Annotated in this window: 16 protein-coding genes; 12 read left to right on the top strand and 4 right to left on the bottom strand. The window is 61.7% G+C overall.

Annotated elements, in window-relative coordinates; translation table 11 throughout:
- Positions 1–80: 80 nt before the first annotated feature.
- Together DW645_RS03855 and DW645_RS03850 are read right to left on the bottom strand one after the other, a co-directional pair.
- Entirely contained in the window at positions 81–302 is a 222-nt protein-coding gene (locus DW645_RS03855; RefSeq protein WP_055310331.1) for a heavy-metal-associated domain-containing protein, read from the bottom strand.
- Positions 303–449: 147 nt separating this feature from the next.
- Positions 450–2,789 carry a cation-translocating P-type ATPase gene (locus DW645_RS03850; protein WP_118226374.1) on the bottom strand — a complete coding sequence of 780 codons (2,340 nt, stop codon included), beginning with the start codon at positions 2,787–2,789 and terminating at the stop codon, positions 450–452.
- Positions 2,790–3,340: 551 nt separating this feature from the next.
- On the opposite strand from DW645_RS03850, the gene DW645_RS03845 reads away from it, so the two are divergent.
- The 11 genes from DW645_RS03845 (at position 3,341) to DW645_RS03795 (ending at position 18,320) form a co-directional block, all read left to right on the top strand.
- Positions 3,341–5,605, top strand: a complete 2,265-nt coding sequence (locus DW645_RS03845) for a DEAD/DEAH box helicase (protein WP_118226372.1) — start codon at positions 3,341–3,343, stop codon at positions 5,603–5,605.
- A 476-nt stretch (positions 5,606–6,081) separates the two neighbouring features.
- Positions 6,082–6,594, top strand: coding sequence for a PTS glucose transporter subunit IIA (locus DW645_RS03840; protein ID WP_158566174.1), 513 nt, complete (start codon positions 6,082–6,084; stop codon positions 6,592–6,594).
- Between the two features lie 18 nt (positions 6,595–6,612).
- Positions 6,613–7,467 (top strand): PRD domain-containing protein, encoded by an 855-nt coding sequence (locus DW645_RS03835; protein WP_233539149.1) that lies wholly within the window; start codon positions 6,613–6,615, stop codon positions 7,465–7,467.
- 99 nt (positions 7,468–7,566) lie between these two features.
- Complete coding sequence (locus DW645_RS03830; protein WP_117862009.1) at positions 7,567–9,183, top strand: PTS transporter subunit EIIC; 1,617 nt, start codon at positions 7,567–7,569, stop codon at positions 9,181–9,183.
- A gap of 3 nt (positions 9,184–9,186) precedes the next feature.
- The gene (locus DW645_RS03825; RefSeq protein ID WP_117797464.1) at positions 9,187–10,569 is read left to right on the top strand and encodes a 6-phospho-alpha-glucosidase; all 1,383 of its coding nucleotides are present in this window, start codon (positions 9,187–9,189) and stop codon (positions 10,567–10,569) included.
- 256 nt (positions 10,570–10,825) lie between these two features.
- The gene (locus DW645_RS03820) at positions 10,826–12,658 is read left to right on the top strand and encodes an NAD(P)-binding protein (RefSeq protein ID WP_118226368.1); all 1,833 of its coding nucleotides are present in this window, start codon (positions 10,826–10,828) and stop codon (positions 12,656–12,658) included.
- A 50-nt stretch (positions 12,659–12,708) separates the two neighbouring features.
- The gene (locus tag DW645_RS03815; RefSeq protein ID WP_199576425.1) at positions 12,709–14,463 is read left to right on the top strand and encodes a [FeFe] hydrogenase, group A; all 1,755 of its coding nucleotides are present in this window, start codon (positions 12,709–12,711) and stop codon (positions 14,461–14,463) included.
- 2 nt (positions 14,464–14,465) lie between these two features.
- Entirely contained in the window at positions 14,466–15,521 is a 1,056-nt protein-coding gene (locus tag DW645_RS03810; protein ID WP_118226364.1) for an ABC transporter substrate-binding protein, read from the top strand.
- A gap of 3 nt (positions 15,522–15,524) precedes the next feature.
- Complete coding sequence (locus DW645_RS03805) at positions 15,525–16,901, top strand: ATP-binding cassette domain-containing protein (protein ID WP_147356627.1); 1,377 nt, start codon at positions 15,525–15,527, stop codon at positions 16,899–16,901.
- 215 nt (positions 16,902–17,116) lie between these two features.
- Positions 17,117–17,320, top strand: a complete 204-nt coding sequence (locus tag DW645_RS03800) for a hypothetical protein (RefSeq protein WP_055252556.1) — start codon at positions 17,117–17,119, stop codon at positions 17,318–17,320.
- An 88-nt stretch (positions 17,321–17,408) separates the two neighbouring features.
- Positions 17,409–18,320, top strand: coding sequence for a CPBP family intramembrane glutamic endopeptidase (locus DW645_RS03795; protein WP_118226360.1), 912 nt, complete (start codon positions 17,409–17,411; stop codon positions 18,318–18,320).
- Here the strand turns inward: DW645_RS03795 and DW645_RS03790 are convergent.
- On the bottom strand, positions 18,317–20,464 hold the full coding sequence (locus DW645_RS03790; protein ID WP_233540706.1) for a YgiQ family radical SAM protein: 2,148 nt from the start codon (positions 20,462–20,464) through the stop codon (positions 18,317–18,319). The genes DW645_RS03795 and DW645_RS03790 overlap by 4 nt on opposite strands.
- Positions 20,465–20,717: 253 nt before the next feature.
- Between DW645_RS03790 and DW645_RS03785 the strand changes: the two genes are divergently transcribed.
- Entirely contained in the window at positions 20,718–21,434 is a 717-nt protein-coding gene (locus tag DW645_RS03785) for a YoaK family protein (RefSeq protein ID WP_089572184.1), read from the top strand.
- Between the two features lie 123 nt (positions 21,435–21,557).
- On the opposite strand, the gene DW645_RS03780 is transcribed toward DW645_RS03785, so the two are convergent.
- On the bottom strand, positions 21,558–22,094 hold the full coding sequence (locus DW645_RS03780) for a hypothetical protein (RefSeq protein ID WP_118226356.1): 537 nt from the start codon (positions 22,092–22,094) through the stop codon (positions 21,558–21,560).
- Positions 22,095–22,505 lie beyond the last annotated feature (411 nt).

The following is a 22,505-nucleotide window of genomic DNA, read 5'->3' as shown; positions in this document are numbered from 1 at the left end:
GAGCATGCGGGTTACCGATTTGTGGTCTGCCATCATGGCGGGTCCTCGTTTCTGGTCGGGGGGGGGGTACCTGCGGGTCGTTACGCGGCGGTCACCGAAAGGGCGTGGAACTTCTCACCCGCGGCCTCGACAGCGGCGGCGAGCTGCTCGGCGGTCACGGTGTCGGCGCACTCCACCTGGACGGTCTGAGTCTCGTGATCGGCATCGGCGTCGGTCACGCCGGCAACGTTGAGCAACGCCGTCTCGACGGTGGCGTCGCAGTGGCCGCACATGAGGCCGGAAGTCTTGATTGTGTATCGCATCGGTATTCCTCTCTGTTGTGTCGGCTTTCCCAGGCACCCGACCTTGACCTTCAAGCCGTCGCTCGCGTACCAAAGTACGCGTCGCTCCTCTTTCAGGTCAATCTCTGGCACCTGGAAAACCCGTTCTAAATGGACGTAATAGTGAGCCTATTTTGCCACTTTAGGCTTAAAGGTTCGCAGGCGCAGCGCATTGCTTACGACGCACACGCTCGACAGGCTCATGGCCGCGGCGCCAAACATCGGCGAGAGCTGCCATCCGGTGAGCGGGAAGAACACGCCCGCCGCCAGCGGAATGCCGATGCCGTTGTAGAACAGTGCCCAGAACAGGTCCTGCTTGATGTTGCGGATCGTGGCGCGTGAAAGCTCGATGGCTCGGGCGACGTCCATGAGGTCGCTGCGCATGAGTACCACGTCGGCGCCCTCCTTGGCGATGTCGGCGCCGGTGCCGATAGCAAGGCCCACGTCGGCGCGCGCCAGGGCGGGGGAGTCGTTGATGCCGTCGCCCACCATGGCGACCTTGCCGCCCGCATCCTGCAGTTCGCGCACGTGGCGTTCCTTGTCGGCGGGGAGGACGTCGGCGATGACCTGCTCGCTGCTCAGTCCCACGCGGCGGGCGATGGCCTCGGCCGTCACGCGGTTGTCGCCAGTGAGCATGCGCACATCGACGCCGAGCTTGCGGAGCGCGGCGATGGCCTCGGCGCTCGTCTCCTTGACCTCATCAGCCACGGCGATGGTGCCGACAAGCTCGCCGTTCTTGGCAAAGAACAGCGGCGTCTTGCCTTCGGCGGCAAATTGCTCGGCAAGACCCGCGGGCACGGTAACGCCCAACTCGTCCATCAGGCGCACGTTGCCGGCTGCGATGACATTCTGCCCCTCGCGTGCCGCAACGCCTCGTCCGGGCACGGCGGCAAAGTCCTCGACCATGCGCGCGACAATTCCGCGCGCCTCGCACTCGGCCATAATCGCCTCGGCCAGCGGGTGCTCGCTCGAGCGCTCCAGCGCGGCGGCCAGCTTGAGCAGCGCCTTTTCGCTCATGGCGGGCGAGCCGTCGGCGCGCGTGGCCACCTCAATGTCGGTTACAGCCGGCTTGCCGCGGGTGACGGTGCCCGTCTTATCGAGCACCACGGTGCCCACGCTGCGCAGGTTCTCCAGCGCCTCGGCGCTCTTAAACAGAATGCCCATCTCGGCACCCTTGCCGGTGCCCACCATAATGGCGACGGGCGTGGCCAGGCCCAGCGCGCACGGGCAGCTGATCACCAGCACGGCGACGGCGGAGGTAAGCGCTTCGTTGATGCTTCCGGTCAGCACCATCCATGCCACAAAAGTTACGGCAGAGATTACAAACACCACGGGCACGAACACGCCGGCGACCTTGTCGGCCATGCGGGCGATGGGCGCTTTGGTGGCGTTGGCGTCCTCGACGAGCTGGATAATCTTGGCGAGCGACGTGTCGGCGCCCACACGCGTGGCGCGGAAGGTAAACGAGCCCGTGCGGTTGACCGCGGCCGCGTTGACGGTGGCACCGGCGGTCTTTTCCACGGGGATGGACTCGCCGGTGAGCGCACTCTCGTCCACGGCCGAGCTGCCCTCGAGCACCACGCCATCGACGGGGATGGACTCTCCGGGGCGCACGCGCAGGACCTGGCCGGGAAGGATACTGTCGACGTCGACGGTGGTTTCGGTGCCGTCGTCGGCAACGACGGTCGCAGTCTTGGGCGCCAGGTCGATGAGCGCCTCGATGGCGCCGCCGGTTTTGGACTTGCTACGCGTCTCGAGATATTTGCCCACGGTGACGAGCGACAGGATCGTGCCGGCGCTCTCAAAATACAGATTGTCCATGCCTGTCATCATGGCCTCGTGGACCTGACCCGTGGCTAGCTGGTCGGCCATGATGAACATGGCGTAGAGCGACCAGGCGATGGAAGCGGTGGCGCCCACGGCAATAAGGGCGTCCATGGTGGGCGCGCCGTGCGCGAGCGATTTAAACCCGTTGATAAAGTATGCGTCGTTGACATAGACGATGGGGATGAGCAGGACGAGCTCGGTGAGGGCGAGCGTCATGCTGTGGGTATGGTCGGTGAAAATGCCGGGCAGCGGCCAACCGAGCATGTGTCCCATGCCTATGTAGAACAGTGGGATGAGGAATACGATCGAGACGATGAGGCGGGTGCGCATGGCAGAGGCGGCGGCCTCCAGTTTTTTGGTGGGCGACTCCATATGGGCGGCGCCGGACCTGGCTTGCGCACTTCCGCTTTGGACAGCGTCGGTGCCCGTGCTGATGGGCGAGGCCGAGTAGCCCGCGCGGTCGACAGCGGTGCAGATGTCGTCGGGGGAGACCTGCGCAGGGTTGTAGTCCACCAGCATAGAGCCGGCGAGCAGATTGACCGCGACGCTTTGGACGCCGTCGAGCTTGCTCACGGCGCGGTCCACGTGCGCCTGGCAGGCAGCGCATGTCATGCCGCCCACATCGAACTTATCTTGAGCCATGGCTTCTCCTTTCTGTAGTTCGGTGTTGGAATTGTTAACCTGCTGATACTATACACCCATACCCCCTGGGGGTGTCCAGTATAGAAAGAAATGTATGACATTTCGTTACAGATGAGGGTGGCTGCTCAATCGTTGGCAGCCCCTACCAAACATCTCAATCTGTAACATCTAGCGGGGAAAATGAACTCTAACTGTTACAGATCGAGATTATGTTTTGCGATGTTTGAGTTCGTCTCAATCTGTAACGTGTAGACCCGGTTTTGTCTCGTAACTGTTACAGATTGAGACAATCGGCCCAGACCCGCCCCGTCATCTGTGGTTTACGTGGGGGCATGCGAAGCGCGGGTATACTAACCGGCGGCGAATCTGCTCCATCGCTTAGGGCCGCTGCGTCTGGACGGCGCGTGATAGGGCTGCCAAAGCGATCGCCAGCGTGCTGAGCAACGTCCTCTCTGTGCGCACCTGTTTTGTATGTATTAGCGCACTACCAAGCACGCCCCGCGCGGCTGCATGCCGTGCCCATAACGCGTGCAGATAAGGAACAACAACATATGCGTAATTCTGTATCCGACGTCACGGACGCCGAGATTCTGGACGAGACCCGCGAGGCCATGACCCAGGCTGCCTTCGATGCTGCCGACGAGGCCAGCGCCGCCGAGACCGTCGAGTCCGCGACCGAGAACCTGCCCGCCTTTGACGAGCTGGGACTTTCGGACGAGATGCTTCGTGCTATCGAGAACCTGGGCTACACGGCGCCCACGCCTGTCCAGGCTGGCTCGATCCCCGTGGTGCTCGAGGGCCGCGACCTGCTTGCCGCCGCTCAGACCGGCACCGGCAAGACGGCTGCCTTTTTGCTGCCGACCATGAACAACCTGGAGCACATCGCTCCTCCCAAACCCGTACGCGAGCGCGGCGGCCGCAACCGCCGTCGCGGTGCTAAAAAGCCCGAGGGCAACGGCCGCGGTCCCGTGATGCTCGTCATCACCCCCACGCGCGAGCTCGCACAGCAGATTGACGAGGTCGCGAGCAAGATCGCCGACGTTACGGGCCATGTTGCCGTGACCGTCGTGGGCGGCGTGAGCTACAAGCCCCAGACCGCGGCCCTCAAGTACGGCTGCGACATCCTGGTCGCCACGCCGGGCCGTCTGGTCGATCTGATTGAGCAGGGCGCTTGCCACCTGGACGAGGTCAAGGTGCTGGTGCTCGACGAGGCCGACCGCATGCTCGACATGGGCTTTTTGCCCGCCGTCCGTCGCATTGTGCGCGAGACGCCGGCCGAGCGCCAGACGCTGCTGTTCTCGGCGACGCTCGACGAGGAGGCCGTGGGCGAGATCACCGACCTGGTGAGCGACCCGGCACGCGTGGAGATTGCGCCTGCCACGTCGACCGCCGACACCGTCGACCAGTTTGTGTTCCCGGTGTCCATCGAGGCCAAGAACAACCTGCTGCCCGAGTTCCTCAAAAAGGAGGGCCCGGAGCGCACTATCGTCTTTATGCGCACCAAGCACCGCGCCGACAGCTGCTGCCGTCGTCTGGAGCGCAAAGGCATCAAGGCCGCCGCGATTCACGGCAACCGCAGCCAGGCCCAGCGCGAGCGCGCGCTTTCGGCCTTCCGCGACGGTACCGTCGACGTGTTGGTGGCAACCGACGTGCTCGCCCGCGGCATCGACATCAGCGACGTGCGCTACGTCGTGAACTTTGACGTGCCGGCCGAGCCGACCGACTACATCCACCGCATTGGCCGCACGGGCCGCGCCGGCGAGCTGGGCTGGGCCATCACGTTTGTGACCGAGCAGGACGTCGATGAGTTCTACGAGATCGAGAAGCTCATGGACAAGACCGCCGACATCTACGAGGCCGGCGACCTGCACGTGGGCCCCAATCCGCCCGCGGTTGATCCCGAGCGCGACCCTGCAGCCTTTAAGGTGAAGAAGAAGACCAAGCGCGGCAAGTCCAAGAGCAAGAAGAAGCTTGAGCAGGCACGTCGCGACGGCAAGCGCAACGGCGACGATTACGGTGATGTGGCCGGTCGTTCCAACCGCGGTCGCGACGAGCGCCGCGGCGACGGCGAGCGTCCGAGCCGTCCCAAGCGCGGCGGCAAGACCCGCGTGCGCGAGGGCGTTCAGGCTCGCGTGGACGAGGCCGTGGAGAGCGTGGCCCGCGAGGTGGCTGCCGAGGAGCGCGGCGGTGCTGTTGAGCAGGGCCCGCGCGGCAACCGTGCCGAGCGTCGTGCCAAGCAGTTCCAGGGCGAGGCACACCGCCGTCGTCGTGAGGACGAGGACCGTGGCGGTCGTCGTCGTGTTGAGCGCGAGGACGAGGGCCACGGTTCGCGCGCCGGCAAGCGCGGCTCGGGTGACCGTCGTCGCTCCGGTCGCGATGGCGAGCGCGGCGGGCGCGATGAGCGCCGTGGCGGCGAAGGCCGTGGTTCGCGTGACGAGCGTGGTACCCGCGGCGGCGAGTCCCGCGGCGGCAAGCGCTTTGACGAGCGCGGAGGTCGCGAGGGCGGCCGCGGTGGTGAGCGTCGCGAGGGCGCTCGTGGCAACGATGGCCGTAGCGGCTCTGGTCGTTCGAATGAGTCGCGTGATCGTCGCGACCCGCGTGCCAGCCGCGATCGTCGCGATGATTGGCGCAACTACGACGACACCCGCGAGGAGCGCCGTGGCGGCTATCGCGGCGGGCGTGGCGGCAACCAGGCCGGCTCCCGCGGCGGTCGTGCCGGCGGTCGCGATAATCGTGGCAGCTATGGCAACAGCCGCGGCGGCAAACGCGGTAGCAGCTCCCGCCGCCCCGGTGACGGCGGCGGCAAGCGCAAGTAACATTCGCGTCGCGCGGTAAGGCGAGATGAGTTTGGGCCCCGAGCAGACTATGCTCGGGGCCCTTTTTAGTGCAAAGAGGTCAGGTTAATCTGCACCAACGTCTTGAAGTTGCGGTGGAATACGGACTGTTTTGGCCTTTTGAGCGGCTTTTCAGTCCCTATTTCACCGCAACTCATGATTGGTGCAAACAAACCTGTCCCCAATGCACCAGAGTGAGGAGCGCCCCTGGGTGCCGGCAGAAAAGGAACGTCCCTAAGTGCCGCTTAAATACCGTTTATCGAAGAAAAAATACCGCTCACCGGTCATAATGATTGTTCTGGCTTTGGGCTTGTCTACAATAACTCCCGTAAAAAGAAATGCGGAAGGTTACCGAGTCCCTCGGACGTGGGCCTAACCAAAGTCTTTGAACGGGTGTGTCTCTATGGATGCATTCGCTTGATTTTGGTTGGGCTATATTTATGAAGGGACATGCCACCATGGGTTTCTTTTCTCGCCTGATGGGCGGTTCGGATGAGCAGAAGACTGCAGCTTCCGAGTTCGAAATCCTCGCTCCCGTTTCCGGCGAGCTTGTTCATCTAGAAAATACCAATGACCCCGCTTTTAGCAGCCGCGCCGTGGGCGATGGCGTTGCCGTGGTTCCCCAAGAGGGAACGGTGTGCGCTCCTGTTTCCGGCACCGTCGCGGCGCTGTTTCCGACTGAGCACGCGCTGGGCATCATGTCCGACGACAGCTCTGCTCAGGTGATGCTGCATATCGGAATCGACACTGTTAAACTTGAGGGCAAGGGCTTCCATGCGCTTGTTGCCCAGGGTGACCATGTCGACGCGGGCCAGCCCCTCGTCGAGGTCGATTTTGACGCGGTCCGCGCCGCCGGCTTCGATCCCACGGTCTTCGTTATTGTGTGCGAGCGTTCGGAGAACTCGACTCTTCGTGAGCACGCTTCCGGCCCTGTTACTGTTAAAGAGCCTGTCGTCTGGCTTTCCGAGTAAATTCTTGTGGTGGGTACCGTGGTTATCAAGCGAGTTTTCAACAATAACGTCGCAATGGTCACTTCGGACGATGGCTCCGAGCTCATTGTCATCGGTCGAGGTCTCTGCTTTGGCCGTCATGCCGGCGACGCTATCGATGACGCATCGGTCGAAAAGACCTATGCGCTGCAGGAGGGCACTTCTCGGGATTCGCGTACGATTGACCGCTTGGCACATCTTTTAGAGTCCATCCCCACCGTCAACCTCGTGATTGCCGAGGACATTGTTCAGATGCTCCGTCGAGAGCTCAATGTTGATATCAACGACAAGATCCTCATTGCTCTCGCAGACCATATCGGCCTTGCTTTGGAGCGCGAGCGCAAGGGCGTCTCCTGCGAGAATCCGTTGCTGCTCGAGATCCAGCAGTTCTATCGCAAGGAGTATGCGCTTGCGGGCCGTGCGCTGCAGATTGTCAAGGAGTATATGGGCATCCAGATGAGCGAAGAAGAGCAGGGTTTTATTACGCTGCATATCGTCAACGCCACCATGCCGCAGCGCTCTGACCGTCTGATTGTTTCGGTCCAGCTTGTTCGCGACGTGCTCGCGATTGTTTCCGAGCACTATGCCACGACCCTTGACGTCACCTCGTTGCCGTACGAGCGTTTCGTTCGCCATCTGCAGTTTTTTGCGCAGCGAGCGCTCGATCCCGCGGCGGGGCAGGTCAATGGCGACGCGCTGTTCCGTATCGATGAAACGACGTATCCGAGGGCGTTCTCGTGTGCGGAGTCAATTGCCGCCCACTTAGCGTCTACCTATAACGTTGTCGTTACCGATGCCGAGAAGAGTTATCTCGCATATCACATTGTTAACCTGCTTGGAGAACCTGGTCTCTAGGCATAACGTGCCCATACATCGATTGATATAAGGCAAGGCTTGCGGTCTTGTCCAGGGCACAGCTATCTCAATTTGCGGAAAAGGAAGGGGAGTACCGCTATGACCGCAAAAAAGAAGTTCAATTTCAAAGCGCCGTTGGAGGTGTTCGCGAAGTCGATCGTTCAGCCGATGATGTATCTCTCGGTTGCCGGCATCCTGCTCATCGTGGGCATCATTCTGACCAACAAGACCATCTGCGCCGTGATCCCTGTGCTGGGCTCCGGTCCGTTCCAGCTTGTGGGCGCCGTTGTCTATCAGTCGCTGATGTTTATCATCAACAACCTTTCGATTCTGTTCTGCGTGGGCATCGCCGGTGCCATGGCAAAGAAGAACAAGGGCCACGCTTCGCTGATCGCCCTGATGTCGTTCTTCCTGTTCCTGCAGGCCAACAACATCGTGCTCAACGCCACCGGCTCTCTTGCCGAGGCGAGCGGCATGCTCGGCCTTACCGGAACCGGCCAGAGCACCGTTATGGGCATTCAGGTGCTCGATACCGGCGTGTTTGGCGGCATCATTCTTGGTTGTATCACCGGTGCCGTGTTCAACAAGTACTCGAACAAGCAGTTCCCCATTGCTCTTTCGATGTTCTCGGGCGTTCGCTTCCCGTTCCTGATCATGATCATCATCTCCTGGATCATGGGCGCTGGCTTCTGCATCGTTTGGCCTCCGGTTCAGGGTGCCATCTCCTCCGTTGCCGGCATCATTAAGGAGTCGGGCAACATCGGTCTGTTCATCTACGGCATGCTCAACAAGCTGCTCGTTCCCACCGGTCTGCACCACCTCATCTACACCCCGTTCCAGTTCTCCGATGTGGGTGGCACCCTGACGCTGGGCGATCAGGTTATCGCCGGCGCCTATCCCATCCGTGTCGCCGAGATGGCAATGACGGGCCAGCCCTTCTCCGATAGCACCTATTTCAACAGCTACACCTTCAACAACCTGTGGCCCTACATCGGTATCGGTCTCGCCTTTATCTTCACCGCTTACAAGGGGAACAAGGATAAGACCAAGGCCGTTATCATCCCGCTGATCATCACCGCCGTGCTCTCCTGTGTCACCGAGCCCATGGACTTCCTCTTTGTCTTTGCCGCTCCCGTGCTCTTTGTCGTTCACTCGATTCTTTCCGGTATCTTCCTGGTCCTGCTCAAGGTTCTCTCCGTGCCCGCTTCGACTGCAGGCGGCATCATCAACATCGTGGTTTCCAACCTGGTCCTCGGTGTCGACAAGACCAACTGGCCGGTTATGCTGGTGCTTGGAGTCGTCAACGCCGCTCTGTACTTCTTCCTCTTCACCTTCCTTATTAAGAAGCTCAACCTCCACACGCCTGGCCGCGAGGAGGAGTCCGAGCTCGCCGAGTCCGTTGCTGAGGGCGAGGCCGCCGCGTCTGTCGCGGTGAAGCAGGGCGCTGTTGCCGCAGCTCCCGCAGAGGGCGTCGATGCAGGTATTGCCGACCTGGTCGCAGGTCTTGGCGGCAAGGACAACATCGAGGAGCTCGAGAACTGCTTTACGCGTCTTCGCGTGAACGTTAAGAACCCGGACCTCATCGATGAGAACCTCATCAACCACGTGCCCAACAGCGGCATCAACCGCAACGGCAACAATATCCAGATCATCTTTGGCATGAAGGTCGCCGAGATGCGCGACAAGGTCGAAAACGCAATTGAGAAGGAGCAGTAAACAATGATCATTACTCTGTGTGGTGGCGGATCCACCTTTACCCCCGGCATCGTCAAGTCCATCGCCCTGCGCAAGGACGAGCTCGACGTTGACGAGATTCGTCTGTACGACATCAACGAGGAGCGCCAGCGCAAGATCGGCGTGCTCGTGGACTGGATTCTGCACGAGGACCTCGGCCTGGACATCAAGCTCACGGTGACCACCGACAAAAAGACGGCTTTTACCGACGCGAGCTTCGTGTTTGCCCAGATGCGCGTGGGCGGCTACGCCATGCGCGAGCAGGACGAGAAGATTCCGCTGCGTCACGGCTGCGTGGGTCAGGAGACTTGCGGTTGCGGCGGCCTTGCCTACGGCATGCGCACCATCTTCCCCATGGTCGAGCTGATCGATGACGTCGAGAAGTACGCCAAGAAGGACTACTGGATTCTCAACTACTCCAACCCTGCTGCCATCGTCTCCGAGGGCTGCCGTGTGCTGCGTCCTAACGCTCGCATCATCAACATCTGCGACATGCCGATCGCGATCATCGACGTGGTTTGCGCCGCACTCGATATCGACAAGAAGGATGTCGAGTACGATTACTTTGGCCTCAACCACTTTGGCTGGTTCACCTCGATCCGCCACAAGGGCGAGGAGGTGCTCCCGCAGCTGCGCGAGTACATCAAGGAGCACGAGATTCTGCTGCCCGATTCGTACCTCAAGGGCATGGGCTCGCTGATGTCTAAGAAGCCCGAGGAGACCACCGACGAGCACCCCGAGCAGAACCGCCACACCAAGGGCAGCTGGTACTACGTCTGGAAGGGCGAGTACGAGATCATGGAGTGCTTCCCGGAGTACCTGCCCAACACGTATCTGAACTACTACCTGCAGCAGAAGGAGTTCGTCGAGCATTCCAACCCCGAGCGCACCCGTGCAAACGAGGTTGAGGAGACGCGCGAGAAGAACCTCTTCGACGGCATCGACCACTACGAGAAGACGGGCGAGATCGACGAGAGCACGTTCTATGCGGGCAGCCACGGCGACTGGATTGCCGACCTGGCTATTGCTCTGAAGAACGACACCAAGCAGCGCTTCCTGGTCATTTGCGAGAACAAGGGCGCTATCCCCAACATGCCCTACGACGCTATGGTCGAGCTGCCTGCCTACATTGGCAAGAACGGCCCCGAGGTCATCAGCCGCGACAACATTCCGCTGTTCCAGCAGGGCCTTATGATGCAGCAGCTGAACTCCGAGAAGCTCGTGGTCGAGGCCACGATCGAGGGTTCGTACGAGAAGGCGCTCAAGGCCTTTACGCTCAACAAGACCGTGCCTTCGATGAAGGTTGCCAAGGAAGTTCTCGACGACATGATCGAGGCCAACAAGGACTTCTGGCCCGAGCTTAAGTAAAAGCAACAGGGTCGCTGGCCGCATACCTGGAGCAATGCCCCGTCCACGTGATTGCGTGGGCGGGGCATTGTCATTTGGTAACGCGTTTTACCAAATATGGCATTTATCTGCGGTAATGTTCTATTTCACCGCCGAGGGTGACATTTCATACCGCCTGCCGAACTGCGTGGAGACCTAACAACTTTTTAGGTCAGTGTTGTGCGTGTAGCAACTTCGCCCGGCCTCGCCTCCGGGCTGCCATGTGAGAGGGGATCTTATGGCTCGACTGCACGTAATGGAACGCAGCCACGCTCAGGCCGTCATGGACGACCTGCACGATGCGCTCGGACGTCGCCTGGCGGTGAGCTCGCTCGCCCCGTGTCCCGTTGAGTTTACGGCAGCGCTCGTCAACCTGTGCTCTACCCAGAGCTGTGGCAAGTGCACGCCCTGTCGCGTGGGCCTGAGCGCGCTGAGCGACCTGCTCGCCGATGTGCTCGAAGGACGCGCCGATGAGTCTACGCTCAACCTGATTGAGCGCACGGCCCGCACCATCTACCTTTCGAGCGACTGCGCCATCGGTTACGAAGCTGGCGCCATGGCACTCATGGCCATTCGGGGCTTCCGCGACGATTTTGAGCACCACATCCGCGAGCACTCCTGTGGCTTTGACCGCGAGGCCCGCGTTCCGTGTGTCTCGGGTTGCCCGGCGCACGTCGACATTCCCGGTTACATTTCGCTCGTCGAGGCTGGCCGCTGTGCCGACGCCGTCAAGGTCATCCGCAAGAACAACCCGCTGCCGCTCGTCTGCGGCCTGGTGTGCGAGCATCCCTGCGAGATGCACTGCCGCCGTGGCATGGTCGACGACCCCATGAACATCCTCGCCCTTAAGCGTTTTGCCGTCGAGCACAGCGACCTCAACGACCATAAGCCGCATGTAGTGGACAACACCGGTAAGCGCGTCGCCGTGATCGGCGGCGGTCCGGCCGGCCTTTCCTGTGCCTACTACCTGGCCGTGATGGGCCATAAGGTGACCATCTTTGAGCAGCGCCACCACCTGGGCGGCATGCTGCGCTACGGCATCCCCAGCTATCGTCTGCCGCGCGAGCGCCTGCAGGCCGAGATCGACTGGATCTTGAGCGCCGGCATCGATGTGGAACTCGACCATTCCGTGAACGGCGAGGAACTTGCCCGCCTGCGCGATGAGTTCGATGCCGTCTACCTGGCCATCGGTGCCCACAGCGACAAGAAGCTCGGCCTTCCGGGCGAAGAGGCGCCTGGCGTGGAGTCGGCCGTCAAGATGCTTCGCGCCATCGGCGACGACGAGCTGCCCGACCTGAGCGGCCAGCGCGTGTGCGTCATCGGCGGCGGCAACGTTGCCATGGACGTGGCTCGCTCTGCCGTGCGCTGCGGTGCTGAAAAGGTAAGCATTGTCTACCGCCGCCGCATCTGCGACATGACGGCCCAAGACGCCGAGATCGCCGGCGCCCAGGCCGAGGGCTGCGAGGTGCTGGAGTTGACGGCCCCGCTCGCCATCGAGACGGGTGAGGACGGTCTCGTGTGCGGCCTGCGCGTGCAGCCGCAGATTATCGGCGAGCCCCGCCGTGGTCGTCCGGCTCCGCGTGCCGCCGCCACGCCCGAGCGCGTCATTCCCTGCGAGCGCGTGTTCGTGGCGATTGGCCAGGACATCGATTCCAAGCCGTTTGAGGAGATGGGCATTGCCTGCAAGTGGGGCTGCGTCATCACCGATTCGGACGGCGCCGTGCCCAACTTCGATGGCCTCTTTAGCGGCGGCGACTGCCAGACCGGCCCCGCTACCGTTATCCGCGCCATCAACGCCGGCCGCGTGGCCTCGGCAAATATCGACCGCTACCTGGGCTTTGACCACAAAATCAAACTCGAAGTCGAGCTGCCGACCGTCCAGTTTAAGGGCAAGCACGAGTGCGGCCGCTGCGAGCTGGGCGAGCGCGAGGCCGGCGAGCGCATCCACGATTGGAATCTGGTCGAGCAGGGCCTTACCGAGGAGGAGGCACGCCAGGAGGCAAGCCGCTGCCTGCGTTGCGACCACTTTGGCTTTGGCGCGTTCCGCGGAGGGAGGAACCTGGAATGGTAGAGCCTAACAAAACCACCGTCAGCGACAACACCGAGAACGGAGCGCACAACATGGTCAGGCTCATTATCGATAACTGTGAAGTCGTGGTGCCCGAGCGCACCACGATCCTAGATGCGGCCAAGTCCGTCGGCATCCAGATTCCCACCCTTTGCTACCAGCGCGATCTGAACGAGATCGGCGGCTGCCGCGTGTGCGTGGTCGAGGTTGAGGGCTGCGACCAGCTGGTTGCCGCCTGCAACAACTACGTACTCGACGGCATGGTGGTCCACACCAACAGCCCCAAGGCCCGCGAGGCGCGTCGCACCAACGTGCAGCTGCTGCTGTCCCAGCACGACTCGCGCTGTACGAGCTGCGTGCGCAGTGGTAACTGCAACCTGCAGACCATCGCCAACGACCTGGGCATCTTCTATCTGCCGTACGAGCAGCACCTGGCGCGCGAGGGCTGGGACTTCGATTTCCCCATCATCCGCGATAACGACAAGTGCATCAAATGCATGCGCTGCATCAAGGTGTGCGAGAGCGTGCAGGGCTTAGGGATTTGGGACCTGACCAACCTCGCTACGCATACCGCCGTGGGCACCCGCGGGCGTGCGCCGATCGGCAAGACCGATTGCGTCGCGTGCGGCCAGTGCATTACGCATTGCCCGACGGGCGCCCTGCGCGAGCGTGACGATACCGAGACCGTGTTCGATGCTCTCGCCGATCCTGACAAGATCGTACTGGTGCAGATTGCGCCGGCCGTGCGTAGCGCTTGGGGCGAGGAGCTTGGCATTCCGCGTGAGGAGGCCACCGTTGAGCGCCTGGCCTGCGCGCTGCGCCGCGTGGGCTTTGAGTACGTGTTCGATACCGAATTCTCGGCCGACCTCACCATTATGGAGGAGGGCTCCGAGCTGCTCGAGCGCCTGGGCGCTGCCTCCAAGGGCGAGGGCGACAGCCGCGGCTGGCCCATGTTCACGAGTTGCTGCCCGGGCTGGGTGCGCTTTGTGAAGGCGCGCTATCCGGAGTTTGTCGACAGCCTGTCCACGTCCAAGTCGCCGCAGCAGATGTTCGGCGCCATCGCTAAGACTTACTACGCCAAGGTGCTGGGCGTGGAGCCCGAGCGTCTGTTCGTGGTGTCCGTTATGCCGTGCACGGCCAAGAAGGCCGAGTGTGCGCTGCCGAGCATGATGGGCGAGGGCGGCGCGCCCGACGTGGACGTTGCGCTGACGGTGCGCGAGATGGTGCGCATGATCCGCGCGAGCCACGTGAGCGTGGACACGCTGGTTGAGGAGCCGCTCGATACGCCGCTGGGCTTTGGCACGGGCGCGGGTGTGATCTTTGGCGCCACGGGCGGCGTGATGGAGGCCGCCGTGCGCTCGGCCTATTACCTGGTGACGGGCAAGAACCCCGACGCCGACTTCTTTACCGACGTGCGCGGCCTGGACGGCTGGAAGGAAGCCGTGGCCGATATCGATGGCACCAAGGTGCGCGTCGCCGTGGCGCACGGGCTGGGCAACGCCGCCCGTCTGCTCGACGCGATTCGCGACGGTCGCGTGAGCTATGACTTCGTTGAGGTCATGGCGTGCCCGGGCGGCTGCGTCGGTGGCGGCGGTCAGCCCATCCACGACGGCTGCGAGCTGGCAGCTGAGCGCGGCCAGGTGCTGTGGGGCCTGGATGCGAAGGCGGACATTCGCTTCTCGCACGAGAACCCCGATGTCCAGGCATGCTACCGCGAGTTTTTGGGCGAGCCGCTCTCGCCGCTGGCCGAGGAGCTGCTGCATACCGACCATCACGCATGGACGATGCCTAACGAAGGGACGTGCTAACGATGCGCGCGTTTACTGTTGAGATGACGCGCCGGGGGTTTGCCTCGGCGCTTGCCGCCGGCGCGCTGTCGCTTGCACTGGTTGGATGTGGCGGCGGGGCCGCGGAGGCTGGGTCTGCTGCGGGCTCGGCTGCCACGGACGGCGCCGGTGCTGCTGCAGGGCCGGTCGAGGTGCGCGTCGCCTCGCTCAAGGGGCCGACCTCGATTGGCCTGGTGCAGTTTATGGACCAGGCTGCCGATGGCGAGACGGATAACGAGTTCGACTTTGCGATCAGCGCCGCAGCCGACGAGATCGTGCCCAAGGTCATTCAGGGCGATGTCGACATTGCCCTGGTGCCCGCCAACGTGGCGAGCGTGCTCTACAACAAGACCGAGGGCGCGGTGCAGGTCATCGACATCAACACGCTGGGCGTGCTGAGCGTTGTGACGGGCGACGCGAGTGTGACCTCGTTTGGCGATCTGGCGGGCCATACCGTCTATATGACGGGCAAGGGCACCACGCCGGAGTACGTCATGAACTACCTGCTGGAGTGCGCGGGCCTGACCGGCCAGGTGACGCTCGAGTTTAAGAGCGAGCCCACCGAGGTGCTGTCGGCCCTGCTTGCCGATCCGTCTGCCGTGGGCGTGCTGCCCGAGCCGTTCAAGACCGCTGCCATCGCCAAGAGCGAGGGCAAGCTGTCGGCGCCGGTGAGCCTGACTGATGTGTGGGACGAGCTGGCGGGTGACACGGGTTCGCGCCTGCTGACGGGTGTGACCGTGGTGCGCCGCGCGTTTGCCGAGGAACATCCCGAGGCCGTGGCGGAGTTCTTGAGCTGCCATGCGGCGAGCGTTGAGGCCGTGAACGCGTCGCCGGCGGACTGGGCCCAGGCCGTGGTCGATGCGGGCATCGTGGATAACGCCGCGATTGCCGAAAAGGCGATTCCCGGCTGCATGCTTGTCTGCCAGACGGGGAAGGATATGAAGGCGACGCTCGGTGGGTACCTGCAGGTGCTGGCCGATGCGGATGCGAGCGCCGTGGGCGGCAAGCTCCCGGCTGATGATTTTTACTACATGGAGTAGCCCGTGCATGCGTTTGCTCGACAAATGACAGAGCGTATGAAGGCGGTGGCGGCAGGTGGTGCCGTTGCCGCCTTTTGGCTTGCCGTGTGGGTGCTGGTGGCGGGTCTTGTGGCGCAGCCGCTGATTTTGCCGAGGCCGGGCGCTGTCGTGGTATCGCTGCTGCGCCTGGTGTGCGACGGCGGTACCTGGGCGATTTTGGTGGGCTCGGGCGCGCGGATACTGGGCGGGTTGGCGCTTGCCGCGGTGTGTGGCGGCGTGCTGGCGGGAGCCTCGGTGCGGTCGCGGACGTTTGCCCGCCTGGTGGCACCGGCGCTGTCGTTTGTAAAGGCGACGCCGGTCGCCTGCGTGGTGGTCCTGTTGCTTATCTGGCTGGGATCGGCGCGCGTGAGCATCGCGGCGGTTTTTTTGATGGCGCTGCCGGGCGTATATTTCTCACTGGTCGAGGGCTTGGCGCAGGTTGATAAGCCGCTGGAGCAGATGTTCCGCCTGCATGGCGTGCGGGGCTGGCGACTGTTTTGTGCCCACACCTGGCGTGAGGTGCTGCCGTTTGTGCTTTCGTGCGCGAAGGCGGTCATCGGCATGAGCTGGAAGGCCGGTGTAGCGGCGGAGCTCATCGGCATGGCGACGGGCACCGTGGGTGAGCGCATCTATCAGGCAAAGCTTTTGATTGAGACGGCAGATCTGCTGGCGTGGACCGTGTTGGTCGTTACCGCCTCGTGGGCGTGTGAGCGCGTGCTGGTGTGGCTGCTGCGGGTTTCGGGGCCCGTGGCGTGGGGTGCGGCCGTGCGGGCGCATGGGCATGGGCTGCGCGGGCGTGCGAGGGCTGCGGGCGATGGCGCTGCGGCGGAGCTTGCGCTTGCCGTGGGCTATCGCGCGCCCTGGGCGCCGGCGCTCGACGGACTGGTGCTCAACGTGCCCGCGGGTGGGCGTATCTGTGTGATGGGCGCCTCGGGTGCGGGTAAGTCGACGCTCCTTGCCCTTGCGGCAGGGGAGTGCGCACCGTGCTCGATGGTGTTTCAGGATGCACGCTTGGTCGAGTCCGCCTCGGCGCTGGATAACGTGCTGGTGTGCGCCGATGCACGCGTGGACGCCTCGAGTGCTGCGGCCCTGTTGCGCTTGCTGGTGCCGGGGGTCGATGTGCATGCTCGCGTGGCCGAGCTTTCGGGCGGGCAGCGCCGTCGCGTCGAGATCGCTCGAGCCCTGCTGTGCCCGGGCGGCGCGGTGATTCTTGACGAGCCCTTTACCGGCCTGGATGCCGCCGCGCGCGATGTGACGGCCGACGCTGTGCTCGACTTGCTCGACGGCCGCATGCTCCTGCTTGCCACGCACGACACCGCCGATGCTCAGGCCCTCGATATCTCGGATATCATCACGCTCTAAATACTAACTCAGCAACAAAATGATCCGTTTTCCTCCGTCCCCATGGGGTCGGGTGTGGTATTCTATCTGCGGGGTAATACTTAGGGATACCAAGTAATACCAACGCCGCAGAAACAAACTCCGGATGCGGGCCAATCGGGTTGCCTTCACAGCCCGTCGCCCAGCCGCGTGGCCCGCATCTATCCGCACCACCGTCGTTTCAAAAAGGAAGCGCCATGGCAGAACACATGACCCCGGTTGTCGCGAAGGTCTTGCCCGAGGAAAAGGCGGCCTTCGCGGCGGCAACTCAGCTCGTGGGCACCACGCCGTCCAACGCCATCCGCATGTTCATCGCCGCGTTCAATCGCTGCGGCACCTTCCCGTTCGACATCTCGCCCAACGGGGCTTTTGGCGCTGCGCCCGATTCTCATCAACAATGACTGTCCCAAACTGCCGGCACTTAGGGACGTTCCTTTTCTGCCGGCAGTTAAGGAACGTCCCTAAGTGCCGGGTTTTGAGGAGGTTGGCATGCTCAATGCGCTGGTTTGGGCGCTTGCCTGTTTTGGCGTCGTCGCTGCCGATATTGCCCTGAGCGTCGTTTTGTTCTCCGCGCTGGACATCGTGTCGGCACTGACGGGTTTCCCGATCGACAATCTCGATATTCAATGGTTTCAGGCCGCCGCTCAGACGGCGTCGTTTTTGATGGCGCTGCTGTGGTGGCGCTATCTGTGGCCCCGCTCTTTCATGACGCGCCGGCAAGGTGAACGCCCGCTCGGCGGGGGAGCAAATGCTGCATGGAAGCGCATCGCATGCGTTATCGTGATTGGCCTGGCCCTGCAGGTGGTCATTGGCTACGTGACCGACGCCGTGCTGTCGCTGTTGCCTGATGCCGCGGCCGATTATAGCGAGCTCGTCGAGGAAACAGGCATGGGCGATACCAACCTTCTTGCCGTCCTGACCACGGTGCTCGGCGCTCCGTTTTGCGAGGAGTTGCTGGTGCGCGGCATCATTTTTGAGTTTTCGCTCCGAGCGTTTAACCCGCAGTGCCGCCCACTTTGGAAGCGCCGGCGTCGTGCGAGCGCGCAGGACGGCGCCATGGTGCCCTGGGCGGCCCCGAGCACGTGGGGTATCGCCGCGGCGGTCGTGCTGCAGGCGGCGATCTTCGGTTTTATGCACATGAACTGGGTGCAGGGTTGCTATGCGGGCGCTGCCGGCCTCATTTTTGGCTGGGTGCTCGTGACGACCGGAAAGCTCCGCTACACGATCCTGCTGCACTTTGCCTTTAATGCCGGGTCGTATCTCATGACGTTGCTCTGGTTTGTGAACACGCCGTTCGACGTGGTAATCACGGTCACCATCGCCGGCGTGATCCTGGTGGAGGCAATGCGCTCGCTGCGCCAAGCGTGTGGGATGGACGCAGCGAGCGCACCGCTGCCCTAGTTGCGGCGTCCGCCTCCGTTGGCGCCCTGACGCCCCTGAGCTGCACGGTTGCGGCCGGCGGTGTTCTGCGCACGCGACATGCCACCGTGGCCCTTGCTGCCCTTGGGCCCCTTGCCGGCGCCACCAGCGCCACCGTGCGGCTTGCCGCCCTTCTTGCCGGTGCCATGCCCACCGCCAGCAGATGTCTCGCCCGGGCGCGGCGGCACGGGGCGAATCAGACAATGCTTGGTGTAGCCGATCAAATCGCGGCGGCCGGCCTTCTCCAGCGCCTCGCGCACGAGCTTGTAGTTCTCGGGCTTGCGATACTGAATCAGCGCGCGCTGCATGGCCTTCTCGTGCGGGTCGCGGGCCACGTAGATCGGCTCCATGGTACGCGGATCCACGCCGGTGTAGTACATGCAGGTCGACATGGTGGACGGGGTGGGGTAGAAGTCCTGCACCTGCTCGGGCATATAGCCCATGTCTCGCACGGCTTCGGCAAGGTCCACGGCTTCCTTCATCGTCGAGCCGGGGTGGCTCGAGATCAGATACGGCACCACGTACTGCTTGAGTCCGTACTCGCGGTTCAGGCGTTCAAACTTACGGCAGAACGCATCGTAGACGGCGCGGCTCGGCTTGCCCATCACGGAGAGAACCGCGTCGCTCACATGCTCGGGTGCTACGCGCAGCTGCCCCGAGACATGGTGTTCCAAAAGCTCGCGCAAAAACTCGTCCGAGGCGTCAGCCATGGTGTAGTCAAAACGGATGCCGCTGCGGACGAAGACCTTCTTGACGCCTGGCAGCTGGCGCAGGTCGCGCAGCAGCTGCGTGTAGCCGCTCTCGTCGACCACCATGTTCTTGCATACGCTCGGCCACAGACAGCGCTTGTTCTTGCACACGCCGTGCTTGAGCTGTTTGTCGCAGGCAGGACGGCTAAAGTTGGCCGTCGGTCCGCCCACGTCGTTGATGTAGCCCTTAAACTCGGGGTCGCGCGTGAGCAGCTCCGCCTCGCGCATGATCGAATTGTGGCTACGCATCTGCAGCACGCGGCCCTGGTGGAAGGTGAGGGCACAAAACGAGCACTCGCCAAAACAGCCGCGGTTGGAGCTGATGGAAAACTTGATCTCGGCAAAGGCCGGCACGCCGCCCGCCGCGTCGTAATCGGGATGCCAATCGCGGGCGTAGGGGAGTTCGGCTACCTCGTCCATCTCGTCGGTGGTGAGCGTCGCCGACGGCGGGTTCTGCACCACATAGACGTTGTTGGGGTAGGGCTCTACCAGGCGGTGTCCGGTGATGGGGTCCATGTTCTGCTGCTGCACGTTAAAGCTGCGCGCGTAGTTGAGCTTGTCGGCGGTAAGGTCGTCCCAGCTGGGCAGCAGGTCGTAGTCGTAGACCTCGTCGAGCGAGCTGGTGCGGTAGACGGTACCGTTGATGTAGGTGATCTGATCGACGGGCAGTCCCGCGTCGAGCGCGTCGGCGATCTCGACAATCGCGTGCTCGCCCATGCCGTAGATGAGGATGTCAGCGCCCGAGTCGAGCAGTACCGAGCGCTTGAGCTTGTCCTGCCAGTAGTCGTAGTGGGCCAGGCGGCGCAGGCTTGCCTCGATGCCGCCGATGATGATGGGAGCGTCCTTGAACGTCTGGCGGATGAGGTTGCCGTAGACCGTGACGGCACGATTGGGGCGGTGCCCCTCCTCGCCACCGGGGGTATAGGCGTCGGTATGGCGGCGGTGCTTGGTCACCGAATAGTGGTTGACCATGGAGTCCATGTTGCCGGCGCTGACGAGAAAGCCCAGGCGCGGCTCGCCGAGCACGGTGATGCTGGCGGGGTCGGTCCAGTCGGGCTGGCAGATAATGCCCACTTTGTAGCCGTGCGTGTCGAGCACGCGGCTGATGATGGCCATACCAAAGCTGGGGTGGTCCACGTAGGCGTCGCCGCAGATGTAGACAAAGTCGCACTGGTCCCAGCCGCGCGTATCCATGTCGGCGCGGCTGACGGGGAGGAACTTATCGCGGCCCGGGCGCCAGGGGCGGGTGGGCGTCGCTTGGGAATGCTTGGTGCGGGCGACCGTGGCCTGCGCTTGGCCGCCGAGCTTTTGCTGCTGGCCCTGTTTGCCCTGCTGTCCGCGTTGGCTGTTCTGAGCGTGCTGAGGCTTTTTTGCCACGATCCCTCCCGGTGTCTGTATGCTGCACGTAATTGTAACCAGTCTTTTTGGGACGGAGCTAAAAAGACTGGTGGAGTACATGAGCTGGCGGATCGGCGCGTCGATGCGGGCGTCGTTTGTTTCCAGACTGTGTACCTGCGCGTTGGAGAACCCGTCTCGCGCGCATGCCATGTTGTCAATGGGTTACAGTATGAACGGCGGCTATGTTTCCGCCAACGCACGAGAGGGTCGTCAACAAGGAGGATGCACGACGATGCAACGTGCCAAGCAGATATCGGAGTCCATCGAACTGGGCATTATCCTGGCGCTCGCCGGTGGCTTTATGGATGTGTATTCGTACATTGGGCGCGACCATGTTTTCGCAAACGCTCAGACGGGCAACATCCTGCTCGTGGGTGTAAGCATCTCGGAGGGCAACTGGGCGCTGGCGGGACGCTATTTCTTCCCCGTGGTGTCGTTTGCCGTGGGCATTATGCTTGCCGACCTGGTACACGAGCGGTTTGGCAGCGTGATTCACTGGCGCCAGGTGACGGTGTTTTTTGAAGCCGTCATCTTGCTGGGCGTGAGCTTTATTCCCGGCGGCGATTTCAACCTGCTCGCCAACTGCCTCACCTCGTTTGCCTGCGGCATGCAGGTCGAGAGCTTCCGCAAGATTCACGGTCACGGCATCGCCACGACCATGTGTATCGGCAACCTCCGTAATGCCTTGCAAAACGTGGACGATTACATCATTACCCACAAGCGCGGCTTTTTGGAAAACGGCCTGCTGTACTTTGGTGTGATCTTTACCTTTGTGTTTGGCGCCGTGCTGGGCAATTGGTGCATTGAGCGCATGGGTCTGCACGCCATCGTCGTGGCGAGCGTGCTGCTGTTTGTCGCGTTTGCCATCATGTTCATCGACCGCGAGCGCGACTTGCGTTTTCGCTGGAAGGTTGCGGCCGAGGCTTGGAAAGAGGGCTGTCGAAAGTAACCGAATGCGGCAAAGGGACAGCCCCTTTGCCGCAATATATTTTCATCTCTATGTAGTACAGCTTCAGGAGCCAGAAAAAAACTATCTAGCTCCTGAATGTTGTTACGAACTGCTTTTTGCAATTTATTCGAGATGCTCTTCAATCCGAGCCCTCAGAAGGGCAATGGCTGTGGGTATTCCAATTGCGGCGGCTAATTCGGCTTTATCCAAAACCTGTATGTTAAAGCACGATTGTTCATCACATTGAAGGACGTTAACTGAAGATAGCTTCACTTCCCGTTGACTGAATATATCGTAATCTCCAAATAGGAAGTTACCTTTTATTGTGTAATTCGGTATGTTCGTTACGCACTTCATCTCAAGTCTGTTTAGGCCATAATCGAACACCGCAACTTCCTTGTGTTCGATGATGAGCGCAACCCTGGGCATGTTACTAAAACCACCGTCGACGACAGTAAAGAGCTTTTCATTTGCATCGTCATAAACGGTGTATTTAAGACTCAATAGCTGTCCTAGTGGACCCGTGAACCCATGTCTTTTGATGTTGAGGTTGTCTCCCGCTGGGTTGACGAGAGCCAGAGCATGCGGATAAGGGTTACCTTCAATTGAGATTCGATATTCGTTTGTAGCCGTCTTGCTCGATTTAGGACCAGTAGCCATCACGCGTCATCGCCTCGATCGAATTGGAACCGTCTTCTGCTTCGTGCGGAGAATTACGCTGTACGTTGCAGTACATGCAGCTGCAATAACCGCATGGGCAATTTCTAACAAAATGAATGACACTATTTGCTGCATGCATATTAATTACTATAAAGTATCCTTTTATAAACGTATTGTCAAACATATATTGCTAAAACAGAAACAATTTATAGACTGAGTTGGTCGTATTCTTTGGGCAATTGCTCCTATAATCTAGCCTTCGCTGCAGTCGGGAGGGAAGGGCTGGGGCTCCGTTATTATGTTGAAACGCTTTAACACTTTTGACGTTCTCATGCATTTTTTGTTTCAAAAGCGTTAGGATGGAACTTGCAGCGCGGGGCGTAATGGGTGCCCCGCACACGATGGGAGGCT

Source organism: Collinsella sp. AM23-17 (assembly GCF_003470945.1).
Taxonomy (GTDB): Bacteria; Actinomycetota; Coriobacteriia; order Coriobacteriales; family Coriobacteriaceae; genus Collinsella; species Collinsella aerofaciens_O.
The sequence above is the reverse complement of the archived record's forward strand: the minus strand, read 5'-3'. Positions and strand labels throughout refer to the sequence as shown.